We start from the raw sequence: 22,586 nt of genomic DNA, 5'->3' as shown, positions 1-22,586 counted from the left end.
GTCAGAGAACCTCGGCGAGGAAGCGCTTCAGCCGCTCGCTTCGGGGATTGTCGAAGATCTGCCCAGGCGGGCCTGCCTCGACGATGCGGCCCTCGTCCATGAACACGACCTGATCGGCGACCTTGCGGGCAAATCCCATCTCGTGCGTGACGACAGCCATCGTCATGCCCTGACGTCCGAGATTGGCCATCAGATCGAGAACGCCCTTGACCAGTTCCGGATCGAGCGCGCTCGTGACCTCATCGAAGAGAATAACCTCGGGATCCATGGCGAGTGCGCGAGCGATCGCAACGCGCTGCTGCTGGCCGCCAGATAGGCTCGCCGGCCGGTGATCCTTGCGTCCGGCGAGACCGACCTCCGTGAGACGCATCTCGGCGATCCGACGTGCCTCGCCTTTCGGCATCCTCTTGATCTTGGTCAGCGACAGCATGACGTTTTCAAGCGCGGTATGATCGGGAAACAGATTGAAATGCTGGAACACCATGCCGACGCGACGACGCAGGCTTTCCGGCTTCATCGCCAGGATGCTTTCGCCGTCCAGCAGGATGTTGCCCCCCTTGGGTTCGACAAGCCTGTTAAGGCATCGCAGCAGTGTCGATTTGCCGGAGCCCGACGGGCCGATAATGCAAGTCACCGTGCCCTTGGCGATATCGAGGTCGACGCCCTTCAAGACATCGAGATCGCCATAGGACATGCTGAGATCGCTGACCTTGACGGCTCCCCCCGTGAAACGCGCCGCACCGGCACCGTTTGCGGGCTGCGTACCCGACGCTGCCGCCAGTTCAGTGACTTCGACAAGCCCGCTGGCGGCACCCGAGCCCTGACCCTGCCGCCCGAGGCGCAAACGCGCATCGATATAGTTGACAAGATGGGTGAGCGGGACGGTGATCACCAAATAGAAGACGCCTGCAAGTAGCAGCGGCGAGAGATTTCCGGTCACGACTGCCTGGTCCTGGCCGACGCGGAAGATCTCGCGCTCCGCCGCCAATAGCCCAAGAAAGTAGACCAGGCTCGAATCCTTAACGTTGCCGATGAACTGGTTGACGAGGGCCGGCAGGACGCGCCGCACGCCCTGCGGAATGATGATCAGCCGCATCCCTTGCCCGTAGCTCATGCTGAGCGCTCGGCAGGCCTCCATCTGGCCGCGTTCGACGCTTTGAATGCCGGAACGGAAAATCTCGCCGATATAGGCGCCTGCAATCAGGCTGAGCGCGATGATCCCTAACGGAAATGGCGATGGGCCGAAGAGGGCGCGGCCCATGCGTGCGAAGCCCTGACCGATGATCAGGATCGTCACGATTGCCGGCAGGCCGCGAAAGATGTCTGTATAAATGCGCGCCGGCAGGCGCAGCCATCGCGATTGCGAGATGCCCATCACCGCCAGCACCATCCCGATGACGACTCCGAGCACTGTGGAGGCCGCCGCCAGGATCAGCGTGTTCTTCAAACCGACGGTGATCATGCTCGGCAGGACTTCCGCCATCGCATCCCAATCAAGGAAGCTGCGGCGGAGATTTTCTAGCCAGTCCATTCAATTCCCCATGAAATTCTCGAGAGCAGGCGGATGCTCCGCCCGGCAGGCCGGGCGGAGCGCGGCCTTACTTCTTGGGAAGATACTGGTCCGGCATCGGCGAACCCGGGAACCACTTTTCGTAAAGCGTCTTCCAGGTGCCGTCCTGCATCGCGTCATGCAGCCCCTTGTTGAGCGCCACACGGAAGGCATCATTGCCCTTCTTGACGACGAAACCTGCCGGCGCGTCGAAGGACGGAATGTTCACGGCGATCTTCAGCGCGGGATAGCGTTCGCCATATTGCTTGGCGGCTTCATAATCGAGGAAATGCGCAGCGACGGTGCCGTTGTTGAGTGCCGCGACCGCCGAATTATTGTCCGGGAACTTGACCAGGTCCGTTCCGGTAAAATTCTTCGTTGCATAGATCTCCTGCAAGGTGCCCTGCACGACGCCGAGGCGCTTGCCCTTGAGGCCGTCGGCGTCCTTGATCGCGGCGTCGGAGGTCAGAACCGAAAGATAGCCGGCGAGGTAACCGTCGGAGAAATCCACCGTCTTCTTGCGTGCCTCGGTGGTTCCGATCGCCGCGACGGCGACGTCGAAACGCTCATTGGCAACCGATGGCAGCAGGGCCGAAAACTCCTGACCGGTGAAGGTCACCTTGTCCTTCGGAAAGCCCATGCGCGAGACGACGTTGAGGAACAGTTCGATATCGAAGCCGCTGAACTGACCGTCGGCCGTGGTAAAGGCATAGGGCTTGGAGTCGCCCATGGTGCCGACGCTGATGACGTTCGGATCGATGAGATTATAGGGATTGTCGGCCGCGACAGCCGGGCCGACGCTTGCCGCGACGAGATAGGCCAGCACGCCCGCGCGCAAGGGCGCCGCGATGGCTGAGAAGATGCCAGATATTTTCATGTTCGTTCTCCGCTCTGAAAGGATGCTCTTATCGGCATTCATGCATGCTCCGCCCACATCCCTGATCGACTATCAAAAGGGATATCTGGACAAGAGACCGGTCTCAAATATAAAGAGACCGGTCTCACCAGATATTTGTTAACTTGAGATTGACCTCCCGTCAACAACTCTTGTAGTCGTCATCCCATGGAAGAACCGCTTGCTTCGAAACGCTCCGTTACCGTCGCCGATGTCGCCAGGGCGGCGAAGGTCTCGAAGGCCACCGCAGCGCGTGTTCTGGGCGGCTACGGCGTAGTCAGCGACAAGATTCGCGCGCAGGTGACGGCGGCGGCCGCAGCGCTTGAGTATCGCCCCAACGAACTCGCCCGCAGCATGACGACGGGCAAATCCGGCATCATCGGCGTGGTCGTCGGCGATATCGAGAACGCCTTCTTCAGCCTCGCCGTGCGCGGCATCAGCGACGTCGCCCGAATGGCCGGCTTCAATGTCATCATCGCAAATTCCGGAGAAGAGCTGGAGGCGGAGAAATCGGCGGTGGATCTGCTGATCGGCAAGCGCGTCGATGGCCTCATCGTCACGCCGGCGCGATGCGACCGAATGGAACACCTGCGGGACATACGCCGCGTCGGAGTGCCGCTTGTGCTGTTTGACCGAAGCATTCCGGAGCTTGGCGTCGACTCCGTGACCGGCGATGACTTCGACGCGGCCGCCACCGCCACACGCTACCTGCTCGACGCCGGGCATCGCCATATCGCTTATATATCGGCCATGGACGCCGCTGACGAGCGGCTTACCGACAGCCGCGAACTTTCCAACTCCGCAGTGCGCGAGCGCGTGGAAGGGGTGCTGAAAGCGCAGGCTGCCGCGGGAATTGAAGACCCGCAGCGCTATGTGCGGCTCGGCGCCACCGATCAGGCGCGTACGGATGCAGTCGTCAAACACCTGTTGCAAGAAATGCCGGTGCCGACCGCGCTCGTCGCATCCGACAGTCTCGTCGGCCTCAGGGTATTCAAGTCGCTGCAAGCCCTCGGACTGTCCATACCCGCCGATATCTCGATGATTTCCTTCCTGGATGCCGATTGGACGACCGTCACCACGCCGCCAATCACCGTCGTCGACCAGCCGGTCTACGAGATGGGCAAGAAGGCAGCCGAAAGGCTGATTTCAAGACTGAACGGCAGGGATATGCCGGTCGAGCGCACTGCCGTCAAAACGAGCCTGATCAAGCGCGGATCGGTGGCCTCGCCGCCTCACAGCAGCGAGCAATAGCGCAGCGCATCATAAATGGCGGCATGGATATTGCGGCTCGCGATCGCATCGCCGATACGGATCAGGTCGAATGCACCCGCTTCGTTTTTCGCCGGCAGCGGCGCACGACGCGCAATCAAGGCCGGATAGTCGATTGCGCCGAGGTTGCGCGACAGCGGCTTCAGCTCAAGGTAAAGTTCGTCATTGGCGACGGTGCCATGCTCGACCACGACCTGGGAAACACGGCGCTCCCACAGCGTCTGTTCGGAAAAATCGGACCCCAGAACCGCAACCAGCGCATTGCCGTCGCGGCGCACCGATTTCAGCCGCGTATTGATGGTGACCCGGACATTTTTCTCGGCGAAGGTCTTCGCATAGGGCACATGGTTCATGCCGCCCATTTCCGGCGCGAAGAAACGCTCTGGCGAGACAAGCTCCAGTTCGGCGCCGCTATTGGCGATGACCTCGGCGGCCGACATGCCCGGATGCCCGCCATTGTCGTCGTAGAGCAGGACCTGCCCCTCGGGCTTCACGGCGCCGGCCAGAATGTCCCATGAAGACGTGACAAGGCCATCGCCACCGTCGAGTTCGGGCGACTGTGCAATGCCACCTGTCGCCACGACGACGAGATCGGGCTCGAATGCCATCACCTCATCCGCCCCGGCATAGACGTCGTAATGGATCGTGACGCCGAGCCGCTCCAATTCGGACAGCCGCCAATCGATGATCCCGATCATCTCCTTGCGGCGCGGATTGCGGGTGAGGAGATTGACCTGACCGCCGGCCTTCCCGCTTGCTTCGAGTACATCAACCGTATGGCCGCGCTCGGCGAGGACACGAGCCGCCTCCAGACCGGCTGGGCCGGCACCGATGACAACGGCCTTCCGCGACACCGCTGCCCGTTCGATCTGATGCGGCATCTCGGCCTCGCGGCCGGTCGCCGCATTGTGAATACAGAGCGCTTCGCCGCCTTCATAGATGCGATCGAGACAGTAGGTCGCGCCGACGCAAGGGCGGATGCGGGCTTCCTGCCCCGACATCACCTTGTTGACGATATGCGGGTCGGCAATATGGGCGCGTGTCATGCCGACCATATCGAGCTTGCCCTCCGCAATTGCATGGCGGGCCGTCGCGACATCGCCGATGCGGGCAGCGTGAAAGACCGGGAACTTGGTCGCCGCCCTCACCTCGCCGGCAAAATCCAGATGCGGCGCCGACGCCATTCCCTGGATAGGGATGACGTTGTTGAGCGCTGCGTCGCTGTCGATATGCCCGCGAATGATGTTGAGAAAATCGATGTTGCCGGAGGTGGCGAGACGCCGCGCGATCTCGACGCCCTCCTCCCGTGACAGTCCCTTCTCCCAATCCTCATCGGCCACAAGCCGGATACCGACGATGAAATCCTGTCCGACCGCCTTGCGGATCGCCTTGGTCATCATCATCGAAAAGCGCATGCGGTTTTCAAGCGAACCGCCGAACTCGTCCTCGCGCCTGTTCGTCGCCGGCGACCAGAAGCCGTCGGTCAGATGGCCGTAGGCCTCGATCTCGATGCCATCGAGGCCGGCAGCCTGCATGCGCTGGGCGGCGGCGGCGAAATCGGCGATGATCCGCTCAATATCCCAGTCTTCGGCAGCCTTTGGAAAGGCGCGATGCGCCGGCTCGCGGATCGGCGACGGCGCCAGCACCGGCAGCCAGTCTCCCTTGTTCCAACCGGTGCGGCGACCGAGATGGGTCAACTGGATCATCACGGCCGCACCGAATTCATGACAGTCGTCGGCAAGCTTCTTCAGCCATGGAACGATCTCGTCGCGATAAGCATGGAGATTGCCGAATGCCGGCGGCGAATCCGGCGAGACGACTGCGGAACCCGCCGTCATGGTCAGCGCGATGCCGCCCTTTGCTTTCTCCCGATGATAGAGCCTGTATCGATCCGTCGGCATCCCGTCTTCCGAATAAGCCGGCTCATGCGCCGTCGACATGATGCGGTTCTTCAGCGTGAGGTGCTTGAGTTGATAGGGCCGGAGCAAGGGATCGTTGGAGGTCATATCACTTTCATCGCTTTTGTGAAATCGAGGCTCAAGCTGCTATCTTTGCCGAGACGAGGGCCGATGGCTATAGCCTATTCGGCGGGCACACGAGCACGGCGCCCATGTCGCAGATCGACAGCCGTGTGCCAGACGATCGTCGCGAAGATGATCGCCCCGCCGATGAATGTGGCAACGGGCGGCGTCTCGGAGAAGAAAAGCCAGACCCAGAAAGGGGTCAGCACGATCTCCATCGAACTGATGAGGGCCGCATCGGCCGCGGGCATACGCCTAGACCCGAAAAGGAAGAGGACGAAGGCGAGTGCGAAATTCGTCGCCCCGAAGGCGGCCAGCAAAAGCCAGTTATAAACGTCCAGCGAGCTTGTCGAGGCGAAAGGCACGAAGATCAAGAATGTCAGGAGCCCGCCGACAACGCTCGACGGCAGGATCGGAATGCTGCGATCCATGCGCGGGATGACGATGATAAGGGCGAAAGTGATTGTCATGCCGAGCGCCAGCAGATCGCCGACACCGGTACCGCCACCGATCGAGGAGGCGACGATGACGGCAACACCGATCAGGCAGACGCCGCCGGCAATCAACGTCCGCTTCGCCACGCGCTCCTTCAGCATGATCCAGCTGAGAAACGCGGCGATAAATGGCGCCGTCGCATAGATCATGGTCACATTTGCGACCGTGGTCATGTAAAGCGCGCCGATGAAGCAGGCCTGACTTATCATCTGGCAGGCGAGCATCGCCAGGCCGGCCGGATGAAAGATCGAGGCCCATTGGCGCCGTGAAAACCCACCTTCGAGGAAAAAGCTGGGAATCAGCAGGAACAGGCCGCCAAACAACGATCGCCAGGCGATCGCCGTCCAAATGTCCGTGGTGAGAAGGCGTGCGTAGATGCCGCTGCAGCTCCACGCAAGCATTGCCGTAGCCACGAGTACAACGCCCCTCTCATAATCGCTGGCAAAAGCGGAGCGGGTCGGGAACTGGAATGTCATGTAATGGACTCAGAAAGGAAACCGAAGGAACGCCTCCTGTGTGCGCCGATATTTGACATCAGGCAAACGAATAGTAGAGATAGTAGCTATCAGAAATATTTGTGATCTCCGATGCACGACCCTATCGAAAGCGATTTGCTCCGAACCTTCCTCGTCATCAGCGAGACATCGAATTTTTCCGTGGCCGCGCAGCGTATCGGCCGCACGCAATCGGCCGTCAGCGCTCAGATCAAGCGCCTGGAGGAAACGATCGGCGAAACGTTGTTTGACAGAAATGCGCGAGGAGCGGTCCTGACCCGAGCGGGCAATCAGCTGCTTCCCTATGCCCAGAGGGTCATCGAGCTTCTGAACGAAGCGGCCGCGACCATCCGCACCAAGCCACTTGATGGACCAGTGCGGATCGGAATTCCGGAAGAGTATAGCCAGACCATTCTGCCTGCGGCACTTGCCGCCTTTGCCGTCAGACATCCGGCTGTCGAAGTGACCGTTTCCTGCGACTATACCGCCCGAAACCTTGCAGCCCTGGAGAAGGACGAACTTGATCTGGCTGTCGTCTTCGACTGGAGCAATCAGACGACGGGCGAAATTCTCTGCATCGATCCCACCGTCTGGGTAACCTCACTGGTACATCGCCTGCACGAAGCGACACCGCTGCCAATTGCAGTCTACCGGAATTCGACGTGGTGTCGCGATTTCGCTCTGCGATCCCTAGAGCAAACGGGGCTGCGCTATCGCATCGCCTTCGTCGCCGACACGAGTTCGGGCCTGAAGAATGCCGTCTTGGCCGGCCTTGCCGTTTCGACGCTGTCGCGCAGCAATATTCCGCATGGATGCAGGGAGCTGACGAGCGAAGACGGCTTTCCTCCCGTCGATTCCTCGCGCGTCGTGCTTCGCCGCAATCCCTATCATTCGAGCGAGGCAATCCAGGAGCTTGCCGAGAGGGTGCGCGAAGCCTTTCAGCCTATGTCGGCTCTGCCGCAGCCGTGATACGGCCGCGCAGCCTGTGGCGCGTACCGGATGGGCTTTCGGAAAAGCTCGCCCTGTAGCTGCGGGAGAATGCCGAGGCCGAATTGAAGCCGGTTGCTGCCGCGATCTCGGCAAAGGAATCCTTCGTCTCGATCACTTTGCGTCGCGCCGCGTTTAGTCGAAGTGCCAGATAGTGCACATGCGGCGGCGCGCCGATGCTGTCCTGGAAAAGCGCCTGCAGATGGCGTGCGCTGATGCCGACGCGGCGGGCCAGGCGCGCCAGAACCAACGGCTGCTCGATATGGTCTTCCATCAGGCGGATGGCCTGTGCGACCCGCGGATCACGCATGCGCAGACCCGCGGTCGATGGAGAAAGCTCTGCCGCGCCTTGTGTGGAAGCCGGCTCATAGATGAACAGGCGGCTGACCTCGAGCGCCAGCGAATAGCCCTGCCGTCGACGGATGATTTCGAGCATCAGATCGACGGTCGGCAAAGAGCCGGCCGTGGTGATACGCTTGCCGTCGATCACGAAGCGGTCCTTGACGGCCTTCACCTGCGGATAGGCAAGCGCGAAATCGTCGAAATCTTCCCAATGGACGGCGGCAGAGACATTGTCGAGAAGGCTCGCCTCGGCCAGCAGCCAGCTGCCGGATTCGATGCCCGCGATCATCGAACGATGGCGCGCGGTTTGCGACAATTGCATCTTCAGCGCCTGCGTGGCGCTGCGCCGCCAATTATAGCTGGCAAGCACGAAGAGCGGCGCCGTATCCGACATCGGCTTGAAACCGCCGGATGCCGGCACCGGAATGAGGCTTGTTGTTTCAACCGGCGAGCCGTCCAGCGTCAGCAGGCGCCAACGATAGATCTCTGCCCCGGAAATGCGATTGGCCCCGCGTAGCGGCTCGATCACCGAAGCGATCAGGATCAGGTTCGTTTCCGGCAGGACCAGCAGATCGATGTCGAGTGGCGTATCGGACGGGGTCAGCATAACCATTATCTCAAATTTCCGATAATGTATCGATAGATTCCGATAATGCAAAGCATGAAGATGTCGCATGCCGCGTAATGCTCTCAATACGAGGGAGAACAAAATGCCTCTTGCGATGAACCGAGATGTCTTCATCACCTGTGCCGTGACAGGCTCCGGCGATACGGTTTCGAAATCCAGCCATGTTCCGATCACCCCCAAGCAGATCGCGGATTCGGCAATCGACGCCGCCAAGGCTGGCGCCGCAATCGTTCACTGCCATGTCCGCGATCCGGAAACCGGCGCTGCCAGCCGCCGCAACGATCTCTACAAGGAGGTCACCGACCGGATCCGCTCGGCGGACGTCGACGTGGTGCTGAACCTGACTGCCGGCATGGGCGGCGACCTGATTTTCGGCGATGTCGAAAGCCCCCTGCCTCTGAATCCCAAGGGCACCGATATGGCAGGCGCAGCCGAACGTGTCAGCCATGTCGCCGAATGCCTGCCCGAAATCTGCACGCTCGATTGCGGCACCATGAACTTCAGCCTCGGCGACTATGTTATGACCAATACGCCCTCCATGCTGAGGGCCATGGCGAAGAAGATGACCGATCTCGGCGTGCGCCCCGAGATCGAGGCCTTCGACACCGGTCATCTCTGGTTTGCCAAACAGCTTGCCGAGGAGGGTCTTATTGAGGACCCGGTCCTCATCCAGCTCTGCATGGGCATCCCTTGGGGGGCGCCCGACGACCTCAACACCTTCATGGCGATGGTCAACAACGTTCCCACCAGCTGGACCTTCTCGGCCTTTTCCATCGGTCGTAACGCCATGGCCTACCCTGCGGCTGCTATCCTTGCCGGCGGCAACGTCCGCGTCGGCCTCGAAGACAATCTCTATGCCGGAAAAGGCATGCTCGCCACGAACGCACAGCTCGTCGAAAAGGCAGTGCAGGTGGTCGAAGGCATGGGCGCGCGCATCATCGGCCCCGAAGATGTCCGCAAGAAGCTGAAACTGACGAAGCGCTGAGGCTGCGATGACCAAGATCAACAAGGCAGCCTGCATCGGCGGCGGCGTCATCGGCGGCGGATGGATCGCCCGCTTTCTGCTGGCCGGCATCGACGTCGATGTCTACGATCCGCATCCCGAGGCAAGCCGCATCGTCGGCGAAGTGCTTGATAACGCCGAAAAAGCCTATGCGATGCTGACGGGCGCCCCTCTTCCGCCGCGCGGCAAACTGACGTTCCGCGAGACGCTGGAAGCGGCCGTCGCCGGTGCCGACTGGATCCAGGAAAGCGTGCCCGAGCGGCTGGACCTGAAGCGGAACGTGCTGACGCAGATCGACGCGGCGGCACGGCCGGATGCGTTGATCGGCTCCTCTACTTCGGGGCTGTTGCCGACCGATCTGCAGCGCGACATGCGTCATCCCGAGCGCCTCTTCGTCGCCCATCCGTATAATCCGGTCTATCTGCTGCCGCTGGTCGAGATCGTCGGCGGCGAAAAGACGAGTGCTGCGACGATCCAGGCCGCGATGGACAGGCTGCCGCCGATCGGCATGAAGGGTGTGCATATCGCCAAGGAGATCGAGGCTTTCGTCGGCGACCGCCTGTTGGAAGCTCTGTGGCGCGAGGCGCTCTGGCTGATCAAGGACGATATCTGCACCGTCGAGACGCTGGACGACGTCATCCGTTACTCCTTCGGCCTGCGCTGGGCGCAGATGGGCCTGTTCCAGACTTATCGCATCGCCGGCGGCGAAGCCGGCATGCGGCACTTCCTCGCGCAGTTCGGCCCGGCCCTGCAATGGAACTGGACCAAGCTGATGGATGTCGTCGATCTCGACGACGCCCTCGTCGAGAAGATCGGCCAGCAGTCGGACGAGCAGGCGAACGGATTGTCGATCCGCGAGCTGGAGCGCATCCGTGACGAAAACCTCGTCGGCATTCTGCAGAGCCTGAAAGGCGGCCACGGCGGCAAGGGCTGGGGCGCCGGCAAGCTGCTCAAGGATTTCGAACAGAGCCTCTGGGCGGCAGGCGGCGGCGAGAAGACGCCGCCTGACGTGGCAAGGCCGCTGCGCCTGATCGACACCAAGGTCAGCCCGGCATGGGTCGACTATAACGGCCACATGACCGAGCATCGCTATCTGCAGGTATTCGGCGACACGTCGGACGCGCTTCTGCGCCTGATCGGCGTCGATTTCGACTATGTCGAACGCGGCCACAGCTACTATACGGTGGAAACCCATATCCGCCATATCGGCGAGGCCAAGCTCGGACAGGCCATCCATTCGACCTGCCAGGTCCTCGCATCGGACGAGAAGCGGCTGCATGTTTTCCATAGGCTACACGACACGGCGAGCGGCGATGTGATCGCCACCGCGGAACACATGCTCCTGCATGTGGATGCCAAGGCGGGCAAGGCTGTTGCCGCACCGGAGGAGGTGCTGGTGAGACTAAGGCCGATCGCCGCCGCGCATGCAGCACTGCCAATGCCGGAGGGAGCCGGCCGCCATGTGGGACAAAAACGCTAGGAGGAAGCGATCGTGAATTTCGGACTCAGCGAAGAACAGGAAATGATCGTCAAGACGGTCCGGGACTTCGTGGAGACGGAGATCTATCCGCATGAGAACGAGGTCGAGCGCACCGGCATCGTGCCGCCGGATGTTGCCGAGGATATCAAACGCAAATGCATCGAGCTCGGCTTCTATGCCTGCGGCTTTCCCGAGGAGATCGGCGGCGCCGGCCTCGATCATCTGACCTTCACTCTTGTCGAGCGCGAGCTCGGCCGCGGTTCGATGGCACTGACGGTTTTCTTCGGCCGCCCCTCCGGCATCCTGATGGCTTGCGAGGGCGAGCAGCGGGAGCGCTATCTCCTGCCGGCGGTGCGTGGCGAACGGATCGACGCTCTCGCCATCACCGAACCGGACGCCGGCTCAGACATGCGCGGCATGAAATGCGCGGCACGACAGGATGGCGATGATTTCATCCTCAACGGCACCAAGCATTTCATATCGCATGCCGATGTCGCCGATTTCGTCATCGTCTTTGCCGCCACCGGCGAGGAAGAGACCTCGAAAGGCGTCAAGAAGAAGATCACGGCCTTTCTGGTCGACCGCGGCACGCCGGGCTTTGATATCGTGAAGGGTTATGACTCGGTCTCCCATCGCGGCTACCACAATGCCATTCTGAACTTTACCAATTGCCGTCTGCCGAAATCGCAGGTGCTCGGTGAGGTGCATCGCGGCTTCGATCTCGCCAATCAATGGCTGTACGGAACGCGGCTGACGGTTGCGGCGACCTGCGTCGGGCGGGCTCGCCGCGTCTTCGACCTGGCGCTGCCCTATGCCGCCGAGCGCAAGCAATTTGGCAAGCCGATCGGCGCCAATCAGGGTGTATCGTTCAAACTCGCCGACATGATCACCGAGATCGACGCCGCCGACCTCCTGACGCTGTCCGCCGCCTGGAAGCTGGATGCCGGCATCCCAGCCAATCGCGAGATCGCCTCGGCAAAGCTCTATGCTTCCGAGATGTTGGCTCGCGTCACCGATGAAGCCATCCAGATCTTCGGCGGCATGGGGCTGATGGACGACCTGCCGCTCGCTCGCTTCTGGCGAGACGCCCGCGTCGAGCGCATCTGGGACGGAACCTCGGAAATCCAGCGGCACATCATCAGCCGCGACCTGCTTCGGCCGTTCGGAGCATGACGACATGACGCCACGCCCGCTCGACCGCCTCATCAGACCCAGAACGATCGCCGTCTTCGGCGGTCGCGAGGCGCGACGGGTCATCGAGCAGTGCGACCTGATGGGATTTGCCGGCGACATCTGGCCGGTGCATCCGACGCTGGAAAGCGTGCTTGGACGCCGCTGCTATCGCTCTGTGGAGGAGCTGCCGGATGGGCCGGATGCCGCCTTCGTCGGCGTCAACAGGATGCTGACCGTCGAGATCGTGCGAGCCCTCTCGGCGCGAGGTGGGGGCGGCGCGGTCTGTTACGCCTCCGGCTTCAGCGAGGCGGTTTCGGAGCTGGCGGATGGAGCGGAGTTGCAGCAAGCCCTCGTCGAAGCCGCCCGCGACATGCCGATCGTCGGTCCCAATTGCTATGGCATGATCAACGGCCTCGACGGCGCCCTGCTCTGGCCTGATCAGCATGGCATCGTGCGCAGCGAGCGCGGCGTTGCGATCCTCACCCAATCCTCCAACATCGCCATCAATCTCAGCATGCAACGGCGCGGCTTGCCCATCAGCTACCTGATGACGGCCGGCAACCAGGCGCAGATCGGGCTATCGGATCTTGCCCATGCCGTTCTCGACGACCCGCGCGTGACGGCAGTCGGCCTGCATATCGAGGGCTTCGGAAATATTCGTGCGCTTGAGGCTCTTGCCGCCCGCGCCCGAGAGCTGAAAAAACCGGTCGTCGCCCTGAAGGTCGGCAAATCCGAACAGGCGCAACGCGCCGCAATCTCGCATACGGCCTCGCTTGCAGGCAGCGATGCCGTTGCAGACGCCGTTTTCCATCGCCTCGGCATCGGTCGGGTGACAACGCTGCCGGAGCTTATCGAAACACTGAAGCTCCTGCATGTCGCAGGCCCGCTCGAAAGCGATGCGATCTCCTCGATGAGCTGTTCAGGCGGCGAGGCATCCCTGATGGCTGACGCAGCCGTCGGCCGGAACGTGGAATTTCGCGCCCTGAAACCCGGGCAGCTGCCGGCCTTGCGCGCGAGCCTCGGCGAGATGGTGACACTCTCGAACCCGCTCGACTATCACACCTTCGTCTGGGGCGATCTCTCCCGCCAGACGGATGCCTTCACCGCCATGTTCGAAGGCGGTTATGCCCTCAATCTGGTCGTGCTCGATTTTCCCCGGGAAGATCGCTGCGACGGTTCGGACTGGATGACGACCGTTTCTGCTGTCGCCGCTGCCGCCAAGCGAAGCGGCGCCCGGGCCGGCGTCCTCGCGACCTTGCCGGAAAATCTGCCGGAACCGATCGCCAAGCAGCTCATCGAAACCGGCATCGTGCCGCTCTGCGGCATCAGCGAAGCACTGGCGGCCGCCGATGTCGCGAGCGGGATCGCCAGAGTTTGGAAGAAGCCACGGCCATTGCCGTTGCTGGACCAGCCCGCAGACGCGGGCGAGATCGAAACCTTGAGCGAAGCGGCCGCGAAGGCGGAGCTTGCCGCTGCCGGCCTTACGGTTCCGCTCGGAAGAACGGCCGCTACAGCAAATGAGGCAGCCGAAACTGCGCAGCAAATTGGCTTCCCCGTCGCACTCAAGGCGCTCGGCATAGAGCACAAGTCCGAAGCGGGTGCCGTCAAGCTCAACCTATGGGATAAGAATGCAGTCAAAGATGCGGCCGAAGGCATGGCTCCCATCGCCCGCGGATATCTGGTCGAGCGGATGATCGAGCGCCCTGTCGCCGAGCTCATTGTCGGTGCGGTGCGCGATCCCGTCGTCGGCCTGACCTTGACGGTCGGCGCGGGCGGAATCCTCGTGGAATTGCTTGAAGATTCCGTTGTCCTGCCGCTTCCGGTGACGAAAGCGGAGGTTTTGGACAGGATTTCACGGCTGAAGGTCCGCAAGCTCATCGAAGGCTATCGTGGCAGTGCGGCAAGCAGTCTCGAAATCGTTGCCGACGCCGTCGTATCAGCGGCAGAATATGTCGTAAAGAACGCCGCGCTGCTCGAAGAACTGGACATTAATCCCTTGATGGTCTTGGGTGAATCACGCGGCGTCGTTGCCGCGGATGCCCTCATCCGGCGAAGGAGGTAGCAGAAGTTGCAAGACCCCATTCGCACCCGATGCGACGACGGTATCCTCGAGGTCGTCATCGACCGGCCGAAGGCGAATGCCATCGACCTGGCGACCAGCCGTACCATGGGGCTCATCTTCCGCGACTTCCGCGACAATCCGGATCTGCGCGTCGCCATCGTTTCGGGCGCCGGCGAAAAATTCTTTTCAGCCGGCTGGGATTTGAAGGCTGCCGCTGATGGTGACGCTGTCGACGGAGACTATGGTGTCGGCGGCTTTGGAGGCCTGCAGGAGCTGCGCGATCTCAACAAGCCGGTCATCTGTGCCGTCAACGGCATCTGTTGCGGCGGTGGCCTGGAGATCGCGCTTTCCGCCGATCTGATCATCGCGGCCGCTCACGCAACCTTCGCGCTGCCGGAAATCCGCTCCGGCACTGTCGCCGATGCCGCATCGATCAAATTGCCGAAGCGCATTCCCTATCACATCGCCATGGATATGCTGTTCACCGGCCGCTGGCTCAATGTCGAAGAGGCGCATCGCTGGGGTTTCGTCAACGAGATCGTCTTGGCCGACAAGCTGATGGACAGGGCTTGGGAACTTGCCCGTCTGCTTGCAAGCGGGCCGCCGCTCGTCTATGCGGCCATAAAGGAAATAGTTCGCGAAGCGGAGGGAACGACGTTTCAGACTGCCATGAACAAGATCACCAAACGGCAGTTTGCGACCGTCGACGCCCTCTATTCAAGCGAGGATCAATTGGAAGGCGCAAGGGCTTTCGCGGAGAAGCGGGCCCCCATCTGGAAAGGAAAGTGAAAAGCGGCGGCAACCGCAGCATTTTCCCGCATGATCGCGGGCAACAGGCTTCACGCGGAAGAGGAAACCGTGACGTGAAGTGCGCTGCCCGGGAATTCTGTCAACTCGGCAAAAAGAAGGAACAGGGGAATGAACGACTATACGAAATATCTGGCAAGCCGCGTGACTTCGGGCGGGCTCAGCCGCCGCGAATTCATGGGACGAGCAATGGCAGCCGGCGTAACCTTGGCACTCGCCGACCAGCTCTTTACCGAAAGTGCGATGGCGGCCGAGCCGAAGCGCGGCGGGCATCTGAAGCTCGGCCTCGAAGGCGGAGCTGCGACCGATTCCAAGGACCCGGCGAAATTCCTGTCTCAAGTCATGTTCTGCGTCGGCCGTTGCTGGGGCGACATGCTGGTGGAATCCCACCCGCTGACCGGCGCCGCCGTTCCGTCGCTTGCCGAATCCTGGGAGCCGTCGAAGGATGCCGCTACCTGGACCTTCAAGATCCGCAAGGGCGTGAAGTTCCACAACGGCAAGGATCTGACGATCGACGACGTCGTCGCCACCCTCAAGCGTCATACCGATGCGAAGTCGGAGTCGGGCGCGCTCGGCGTCATGAAGTCGATCAAGGAGATCAAGGCCGACGGCGGCAACCTCGTGTTGACGCTGACGGAAGGCAACGCCGACATGCCGTTGCTTCTCACCGACTATCATCTCGTCATCCAGCCGAATGGCGGCTATGACGATCCCCTCGCCTCGATCGGCACCGGCCCCTACAAGATGGTCAGCTTCGAACCCGGAGTGCGCGCCACGTTCGAGCGGAACAAGGACGACTGGCGCACCGACCGCGGCTATGTCGATTCAATCGAAATCATCGGCATGAACGATGCGACGGCACGCATCGCCGCCCTCTCCTCCGGCCAGGTGCACTACATCAACCGCGTCGACCCTAAGACGGTTGACCTGTTGAAGCGCGCACCGAATGTCGAGATCCTGGCGACGGCCGGCCGCGGCCACTACGTGTTCATCATGCATTGCACCACGGCGCCGTTCGACAACAACGACCTGCGTCTCGCGCTCAAATACGCCATGGACCGCGAAACCATGGTCAAGAAGATCCTCGGCGGCTATGGCAAGGTCGGCAACGATTTCCCGATCAACAACACTTATGCCCTGTTCCCCGAAGGCATCGAGCAGCGCACATACGACCCAGACAAGGCCTCCTTCCACTACAAGAAGTCCGGCCATAGCGGCTCGGTGCTGCTGCGCACCTCCGAAGTCGCTTTCCCGGGCGCCGTCGATGCAGCCGTCCTCTATCAGGAAAGCTGCAAGAAGGCGGGGATCGAGATCGAGGTCAAGCGCGAGCCGGGCGACGGCTATTGGACCAACGTCTGGAACGTCCAGCCCTTCTCCACATCCTATTGGGGCGGCCGCCCGACACAGGACCAGATGTATTCCACCGCCTACCTGTCGACCGCCGACTGGAACGATACCCGCTTTAAGCGCCCGGACTTCGACAAGCTTCTGCTTCAGGCCCGCTCCGAACTGGACGAAGCCAAGCGCAAGGAGCTCTACCGTGCCATGGCGATGATGGTGCGCGACGAAGGTGGTGTGATCCTGCCGATGTTCAACGATTTCGTGAACGCCTCCACCAAGAAGGTGAAGGGCTACGTCCACGATATCGGCAACGACATGTCGAACGGCTACGTCGCGACCCGCGTCTGGCTGGACACCTGATGCCCGAAGCCGGGCGACAACGCCCTCATCTCTGACGAAGCCGGGACCGCGGACACTCTTCGCGGTCCTCCCGACGTTTAGAGCAACTCCAGGAAAAGTGCGCAGCGGTTTTCCATCCGGAATTGCGTAAGACAACAAGAGCGCGAGGCATCGGCCATGTCCAATCCATCCCCCGGAACCGTTCTGCCCGGGCTGAGGTTCAAGCAGCGTTTTCCGTTGCTGTCCCTGATCATCGAGCGCTGCCTGCTCAGCATCGTCCTGCTGTTTGCGGTCTCCATCCTGATCTTCGGCGGGCTGGAAGCCCTGCCGGGCGATTTCGCGACCACCTATCTCGGCCAGTCGGCAACGCCGCAGGCGGTTGCCAACATTCGCGCCGATCTCGGCCTCAACCGGCCTGTCGTCACTCGCTATGTGGAATGGCTCGGCAACGCCGTGCAGGGCGACTTCGGCACCTCCTGGGCCAGCAAGAACTCCGTCAGTGAGCAGATTGGCAAGCGGCTCGGCAATTCGCTGTTTCTGGCCGGTTTCGCCGCGCTGATCTCGGTGCCGCTCGCCGTCGGCCTCGGCATGCTGGCGGTGCATTTCAGGAACCGCATGCCCGACAAGATCATCAATGTCGTTTCGCTGGCGGCGATCTCCCTGCCGGAATTCTTCATCGGCTACCTCCTTATCCTGTTCTTTGCCGTAAAATTCGGCGTGGCGACCTTTCCCGCCACCGTCTATGAAGGCATGGGCCTCATGGACCGGCTGCAGGCGATCGCCCTGCCGACGGCGACGCTGGTGCTCGTGGTGCTTGCTCACATGATGCGCATGACCCGCGCCGCCATCCTTTCGGTCATGTCGTCGGCCTATATGGAAACGGCTGAGCTCAAGGGGTTGTCTGCCTTCCGCGCCATCGTCAAGCACGCGGCCCCCAACGCGCTGGCCCCGATCATCAACGTCATCGCGCTGAACCTTGCCTATCTCATCGTCGGCGTCGTCGTCGTCGAGGTGGTCTTCGTCTATCCCGGCATGGGCCAGTACATGGTCGATGCGGTCACCGTGCGCGATATGCCTGTCGTCCAGGCCTGCGGGCTGATCTTTGCCGCCGTCTACATCCTCCTCAACATGACCGCCGATATTCTGGCGATCGTCGCCAACCCGCGCCTGAGGCATCCACGATGAGATTGAGAGAGATCCCCATCACCGCCTGGATCGGCATAGCCGGTATTCTGCTCGCCTTCTTCTGCGCGATTTTCGCGCCCTGGATCGCCCCCTATGGCGAGACCGAAGTCGTCGGCAATGTCTGGCAGGCCGCCGACGCGCAATATTTCTTCGGCCTCGACAATCTCGGCCGCGATATCCTGTCGCGTCTGATCTATGGCACACGCACGACGCTGTTCGTCGCGCTGACGGCGACGATCATCTCCTTCTCGCTCGGCATCGTCCTGAGCTTCACCGCCGCCGTCTCGCGCGGATTGATCGACACGATCTTCTCGCGCTTCAACGACCTGATGATGTCGATCCCGACGCTGATCTTCGCGCTCGTGGTGCTGGCGGTGCTGCCGCAGAACCTGATCGTGCTGATCCTCGTCATGGCCATCCTCGATTCCACCCGCGTCTATCGTCTCGGCCGTGCCGTGGCGCTCGATGTCGCGGTCATGGAGTTCGTCGAGGCCGCCAAGCTGCGCGGCGAAGGCAGGATCTGGATCATCTTCCGCGAGATCCTGCCGAACACGCTTTCGCCGCTGCTGGCGGAATTCGGCCTGCGCTTTGCCTTCTCGATCCTGTTCCTTTCCACCCTGTCCTTCCTCGGCCTCGGTATCCAGCCGCCGTCCGCCGACTGGGGCGGCATGGTCAAGGACAACAAGGACGGCATCATCTTCGGCATCTCTGCCGCTCTCGTACCGGGCTCCGCCATCGCGGCGCTCGCGGTCTGTGTCAATCTGGTGGTCGACTGGCTCTTGAAGCGCACCTCCAGCCTCAAGGGAGGGCGTGGCGATGCCTGAGCTTCTTTCCGTTCGCGATCTCAAGATCGAGGCAACCAGCTATCCGCCGGGCGAGCCACCGAAACGCGTGACCATCGTCGACGGCGTGTCCTTCGATCTCAAGAAGGGCAAGGTGCTCGGCCTGATCGGCGAATCCGGCGCCGGCAAGTCCACCATCGGTCTCTCCGCGCTGGCCTATGGTCGCGGCGGCGCCGAGATCACCGGCGGCCAGGTGCTGCTCGACGGCGTCGACATCCTGCCGCTCGGCAAATCCGGCATCCGCAAGATCCGCGGTGCCCGCGTCTGTTATGTCGCGCAATCGGCAGCGGCCGCCTTCAATCCGGCGCACAGGCTGGGCGATCAGGTGATTGAAGCCACCGTCAAACACCGGCTGATGACGAAGGACGAGGCCAGGAAGCGCGCGCTTTACCTCTTCCGTGTGCTTGGCCTGCCCAATCCGGAAACATTCGGCGAGCGCTATCCGCATCAGGTCTCCGGCGGCCAGCTTCAGCGCGCCATGACGGCCATGGCGCTTTGCTCCAACCCCGAACTGATCGTCTTCGACGAACCCACAACCGCGCTCGACGTGACGACGCAGATCGACGTGCTGGCAGCGATCAAGCACGCTATCGAGGAAACACATACGGCGGCGCTCTATATCACCCACGATCTCGCCGTCGTCGCCCAGATCTCCGACGACATCATGGTGCTGCGATACGGCAAGCAAGTGGAGTACGGCAGCGTGCAGCAGATCATCGAGGCGCCGCGACAGGACTATACCCGCGCCCTCGTCAACGTTCGCCAGATAGCGAGAGAGGAAACCGCCGATCAATCGGGAGCGCTTCTGAAAATCGAGAATATCAACGCGCAATATTCGAACGGTTTCAAGGTATTGCACGATGTTTCTCTACATGTACCAAAAGGTCAGACACTGGCTGTTGTCGGTGAATCCGGATCGGGGAAATCGACGCTCGCCCGCGTCATCACCGGCCTGCTGCCCCCGAGCGACGGACGGATTTCCTTCGACGGCAAGCCGCTGACACCAGCCTTGAAAAACCGCTCCCGCGAGGAATTGCGGCGGATACAGCTGATCTACCAGATGGCCGACACCGCCATGAATCCCCGCCAGACCGTGCGCGACATCATCGGCCGCCCGCTGACCTTTTATGACGGTCTGCACGGCGCGGCGAAGACGGCGCGCGTGAAGGAACTGCTCGACCAGATTGAGATGGGCACCGGTTTCGTCGACCGTTACCCGGCCGAGCTTTCCGGCGGCCAGAAGCAGCGCGTCGCAATCGCCCGTGCGCTTGCCGCCAAGCCCGAGCTCATCCTTTGCGACGAGCCGACCTCGGCGCTCGATCCACTCGTTGCCGATGGAATTCTGAAGCTGCTCTTGAGGTTGCAGAAGGAAGCCCAGCTCTCCTACATCTTCATCACGCATGATATCGCCATCGTGCGCGCCATCGCCGACAGCGTCGCTGTCATGCATCGCGGCAAGCTCGTTCGCTTCGGACCGAAATCACAGGCGCTGTCGCCGCCTTTCGACGATTACACGGACCTGCTGCTGAAATCCGTGCCCGAGATGGAAATCGGCTGGTTGGAGCGTGTCTTGACGACGCGAAAAATGGAGAGCGCCGGAAATTGAATGCTCGACATCTCAAGGCCTCCGCCCAATCTTAATCCTGCCTGCAATACCGGAATGAAACGCATGACCGACCGCAGCTTCGCCACCATCGAAAACCACTGGATCACCCTCAAGGACGGCACGCGCCTGGCGGCGCGCATCTGGATGCCGGACAATGCGGAAAACGATCCCGTGCCCGCCGTCTTCGAATTCCTGCCCTATCGCAAACGGGACGGAACGAGCCCTCGGGATGAATCGACCTACCCGGTTTTTGCGGCCGCCGGGATTGCAGGCGTGCGCGTCGATATAAGAGGCTCCGGCGAATCCGACGGCGTGATCGATGGCGAATATACCGAGCTCGAGCTTGCCAATGCCTGCGAACTGATCGCCTGGATCGCCGAACAACCCTGGTCCAACGGATCGGTCGGCATGATGGGCATTTCCTGGGGCGGCTTCAACTGCCTGCAGGTCGCCGCCTTGAAACCGCCGGCACTGAAGGCCGTCATATCGATCGCCTCCACCGTCGATCGCTACAACGACGACATCCACTACAAGAACGGCTGCCATCTCTCCGCGCAGCTCTCCTGGGCCGCGACTATGCTCGGCTATCAATCGCGTTCGCCCGATCCGGCCATCGTCGGCGAGCGCTGGCGGGAGATGTGGTTGGAGCGCCTGGAACACGAACCCTTCTTCATGGAGGAATGGCTTCAGCATCAACGCCGCGACGACTTCTGGCGGCATGGCTCCATCTGCGAGAATTTCGCGAAGTTCGATGTTCCGGCTATCGTCATTGCCGGCTGGGCGGACGGCTATCGCAATACGCCGTTGTTGGCTGTCGAAGGCCTCGGAAATAAGGCGAAGGCGCTGATCGGGCCGTGGGTCCACAAATATCCGCATTTCGCCTGGCCGAAGCCACGCGCCGATTTTCACGGCGAGGCCATCGCCTGGTGGAACCGCTGGCTGCGCGGCGACCAGAATGGAGCAGAAAGCATACCGCCAGTTCGCGCCTATATTCTCGATGCCATAAAACCCGCAACACGCCGCGATTTCGACCCTGGTTTCTGGATCGCCAAGTCCGAATGGCAAAAGCCTGATATGCAGTGCTTCTATGTCGAGCAGTTCGGCACGCTGATGGAAGGCATGCCGATCCCACATGCGCCGGAACATCCCATCTATCTGCGCTCGCCGCTCGACACGGGCACCGCCTCGGGCGAATGGTTCACCCTGAAGCCGGACGTGGAAATGGCGATCGATCAGCGTCTCGACGATGCCGGCTCGCTCACCTTCCAGACGGCGCCGCTTGTAGAGGATCACGATTATCTGGGACGCCCGGTACTGGCGTTGACGCTTCGATGCGACGCGGAAACGGCAAATCTCTGCGCAAGACTTGTCGATATCCATCCGGACGGCACGGCGACGCGCGTCTCCTTTGGCGTGCTCAATCTCGCCCATCGCAACAGCAATGCCGAGCCCGAACCACTGAGCAAGGGCGAGCGCACCAGGGTCACGCTGACGCTCGATGCCTGCGGCTACCGCTTCCGCAAGGGTCATCGCATCCGCCTGTCTCTGTCGACGGCCTACTGGCCGATGGTCCTGCCGCCGCCGGAAGATCCGGGTCTGACGATCGACCTCGCCTCCATCGGCCTCGGCCTGCCAAAGCTGGGGGCGCACGACGTCATCGACTTGAAGCAGCCCGATAATCCGGATCCGCTGCCGAAATACATCGAACATGCGCCGGCTTCGACGAAACGGCGGGTGATGCGCGACCTTTCGGCAGGTAAAACTCACTATGAAATTCATGAGGATACCGGACTTTTTGAACATCCCGGTACAGGTCTTTCCACGCGGCAGCTACGTGAAGAAGTGTGGTCGATCGCACCGGACGATCCGCTGTCGATGAAGGGCATTTCGACCTGGACATGCGACATGCAACGCCCCGACTGGTTCGTTAGGACGATCGCGACATCGGCGATATCCTGCACGGCAACGGACTGGATCGTCAGCGCTTCCGTCACCGCCTATGAAGGCGAGACGCAGATTTTCCGCAAAGTGTTCGAGGAGAAGCGCGTCCCGCGCGACCTGATGTAAA

At 61.6% G+C, this 22,586-nt stretch carries 17 protein-coding genes; 12 read left to right on the top strand and 5 right to left on the bottom strand.

Annotated features, from left to right (window positions below):
* Nucleotide 1: 1 nt before the first annotated feature.
* Both AB8B29_RS22885 and AB8B29_RS22880 read right to left on the bottom strand, forming a co-directional pair.
* Complete coding sequence (locus AB8B29_RS22885) at nt 2-1,531, bottom strand: amino acid ABC transporter permease/ATP-binding protein (RefSeq protein WP_037197415.1); 1,530 nt, start codon at nt 1,529-1,531, stop codon at nt 2-4.
* A 67-nt stretch (nt 1,532-1,598) separates the two neighbouring features.
* Nucleotides 1,599-2,426 (bottom strand): ABC transporter substrate-binding protein, encoded by an 828-nt coding sequence (locus tag AB8B29_RS22880; protein ID WP_047561427.1) that lies wholly within the window; start codon nt 2,424-2,426, stop codon nt 1,599-1,601.
* A gap of 186 nt (nt 2,427-2,612) precedes the next feature.
* Here AB8B29_RS22880 and AB8B29_RS22875 point away from each other — a divergent pair, with 186 nt between their 5' ends.
* On the top strand, nt 2,613-3,695 hold the full coding sequence (locus tag AB8B29_RS22875; RefSeq protein ID WP_037197411.1) for a LacI family DNA-binding transcriptional regulator: 1,083 nt from the start codon (nt 2,613-2,615) through the stop codon (nt 3,693-3,695).
* On the opposite strand, the gene AB8B29_RS22870 is transcribed toward AB8B29_RS22875, so the two are convergent.
* Both AB8B29_RS22870 and AB8B29_RS22865 read right to left on the bottom strand, forming a co-directional pair.
* The gene (locus tag AB8B29_RS22870) at nt 3,677-5,719 is read right to left on the bottom strand and encodes an NADH:flavin oxidoreductase (RefSeq protein WP_037197410.1); all 2,043 of its coding nucleotides are present in this window, start codon (nt 5,717-5,719) and stop codon (nt 3,677-3,679) included. The genes AB8B29_RS22875 and AB8B29_RS22870 overlap by 19 nt on opposite strands.
* A gap of 74 nt (nt 5,720-5,793) precedes the next feature.
* Nucleotides 5,794-6,705, bottom strand: a complete 912-nt coding sequence (locus AB8B29_RS22865) for a DMT family transporter (protein WP_037197408.1) — start codon at nt 6,703-6,705, stop codon at nt 5,794-5,796.
* A gap of 111 nt (nt 6,706-6,816) precedes the next feature.
* Here AB8B29_RS22865 and AB8B29_RS22860 point away from each other — a divergent pair, with 111 nt between their 5' ends.
* Nucleotides 6,817-7,692, top strand: coding sequence for a LysR substrate-binding domain-containing protein (locus AB8B29_RS22860; RefSeq protein ID WP_037197405.1), 876 nt, complete (start codon nt 6,817-6,819; stop codon nt 7,690-7,692).
* On the opposite strand, the gene AB8B29_RS22855 is transcribed toward AB8B29_RS22860, so the two are convergent.
* Nucleotides 7,667-8,659, bottom strand: a complete 993-nt coding sequence (locus AB8B29_RS22855) for a GlxA family transcriptional regulator (protein ID WP_439006912.1) — start codon at nt 8,657-8,659, stop codon at nt 7,667-7,669. The two genes, AB8B29_RS22860 and AB8B29_RS22855, sit on opposite strands and share 26 nt — an antisense overlap.
* 103 nt (nt 8,660-8,762) lie before the next feature.
* Here AB8B29_RS22855 and AB8B29_RS22850 point away from each other — a divergent pair, with 103 nt between their 5' ends.
* The 10 genes from AB8B29_RS22850 to AB8B29_RS22805 all read left to right on the top strand — a co-directional run bounded on the left by AB8B29_RS22850 (nt 8,763) and on the right by AB8B29_RS22805 (nt 22,585).
* On the top strand, nt 8,763-9,665 hold the full coding sequence (locus tag AB8B29_RS22850; RefSeq protein ID WP_037197404.1) for a 3-keto-5-aminohexanoate cleavage protein: 903 nt from the start codon (nt 8,763-8,765) through the stop codon (nt 9,663-9,665).
* Between the two features lie 7 nt (nt 9,666-9,672).
* A complete protein-coding gene (locus AB8B29_RS22845) occupies nt 9,673-11,163 on the top strand; it encodes a carnitine 3-dehydrogenase (protein ID WP_037197402.1) in 1,491 nt (496 codons plus the stop codon).
* Nucleotides 11,164-11,175: 12 nt separating this feature from the next.
* Nucleotides 11,176-12,336: an acyl-CoA dehydrogenase family protein gene (locus AB8B29_RS22840; RefSeq protein ID WP_037197400.1), complete on the top strand. Its 1,161-nt coding sequence runs from the start codon at nt 11,176-11,178 to the stop codon at nt 12,334-12,336.
* Between the two features lie 4 nt (nt 12,337-12,340).
* A complete protein-coding gene (locus tag AB8B29_RS22835; protein ID WP_037197399.1) occupies nt 12,341-14,398 on the top strand; it encodes an acetate--CoA ligase family protein in 2,058 nt (685 codons plus the stop codon).
* 6 nt (nt 14,399-14,404) lie between these two features.
* Complete coding sequence (locus AB8B29_RS22830) at nt 14,405-15,187, top strand: carnitinyl-CoA dehydratase (protein WP_037197398.1); 783 nt, start codon at nt 14,405-14,407, stop codon at nt 15,185-15,187.
* A 129-nt stretch (nt 15,188-15,316) separates the two neighbouring features.
* Nucleotides 15,317-16,906, top strand: a complete 1,590-nt coding sequence (locus AB8B29_RS22825; protein ID WP_037197397.1) for an ABC transporter substrate-binding protein — start codon at nt 15,317-15,319, stop codon at nt 16,904-16,906.
* Between the two features lie 156 nt (nt 16,907-17,062).
* Nucleotides 17,063-18,070 carry an ABC transporter permease gene (locus AB8B29_RS22820; RefSeq protein ID WP_037197396.1) on the top strand — a complete coding sequence of 336 codons (1,008 nt, stop codon included), beginning with the start codon at nt 17,063-17,065 and terminating at the stop codon, nt 18,068-18,070.
* Nucleotides 18,067-18,894 (top strand): ABC transporter permease, encoded by an 828-nt coding sequence (locus tag AB8B29_RS22815; protein WP_037197394.1) that lies wholly within the window; start codon nt 18,067-18,069, stop codon nt 18,892-18,894. Before AB8B29_RS22820 ends, AB8B29_RS22815 begins: the two co-directional genes overlap by 4 nt.
* Nucleotides 18,887-20,518 carry an ABC transporter ATP-binding protein gene (locus AB8B29_RS22810; RefSeq protein ID WP_037197392.1) on the top strand — a complete coding sequence of 544 codons (1,632 nt, stop codon included), beginning with the start codon at nt 18,887-18,889 and terminating at the stop codon, nt 20,516-20,518. The genes AB8B29_RS22815 and AB8B29_RS22810 overlap by 8 nt, the downstream gene beginning before the upstream one ends.
* Before the next feature lie 63 nt (nt 20,519-20,581).
* On the top strand, nt 20,582-22,585 hold the full coding sequence (locus AB8B29_RS22805; RefSeq protein ID WP_037197559.1) for a CocE/NonD family hydrolase: 2,004 nt from the start codon (nt 20,582-20,584) through the stop codon (nt 22,583-22,585).
* Nucleotide 22,586: the final 1 nt, after the last annotated feature.

The sequence above is a fragment of the Rhizobium sp. 11_C7_N12_5 genome, from assembly GCF_051811145.1.
Lineage (GTDB): Bacteria > Pseudomonadota > Alphaproteobacteria > Rhizobiales > Rhizobiaceae > Rhizobium > Rhizobium lusitanum.
Note: the sequence above shows the minus strand (reverse complement) of the source record. Positions and strands in the feature narration are given on the sequence as shown.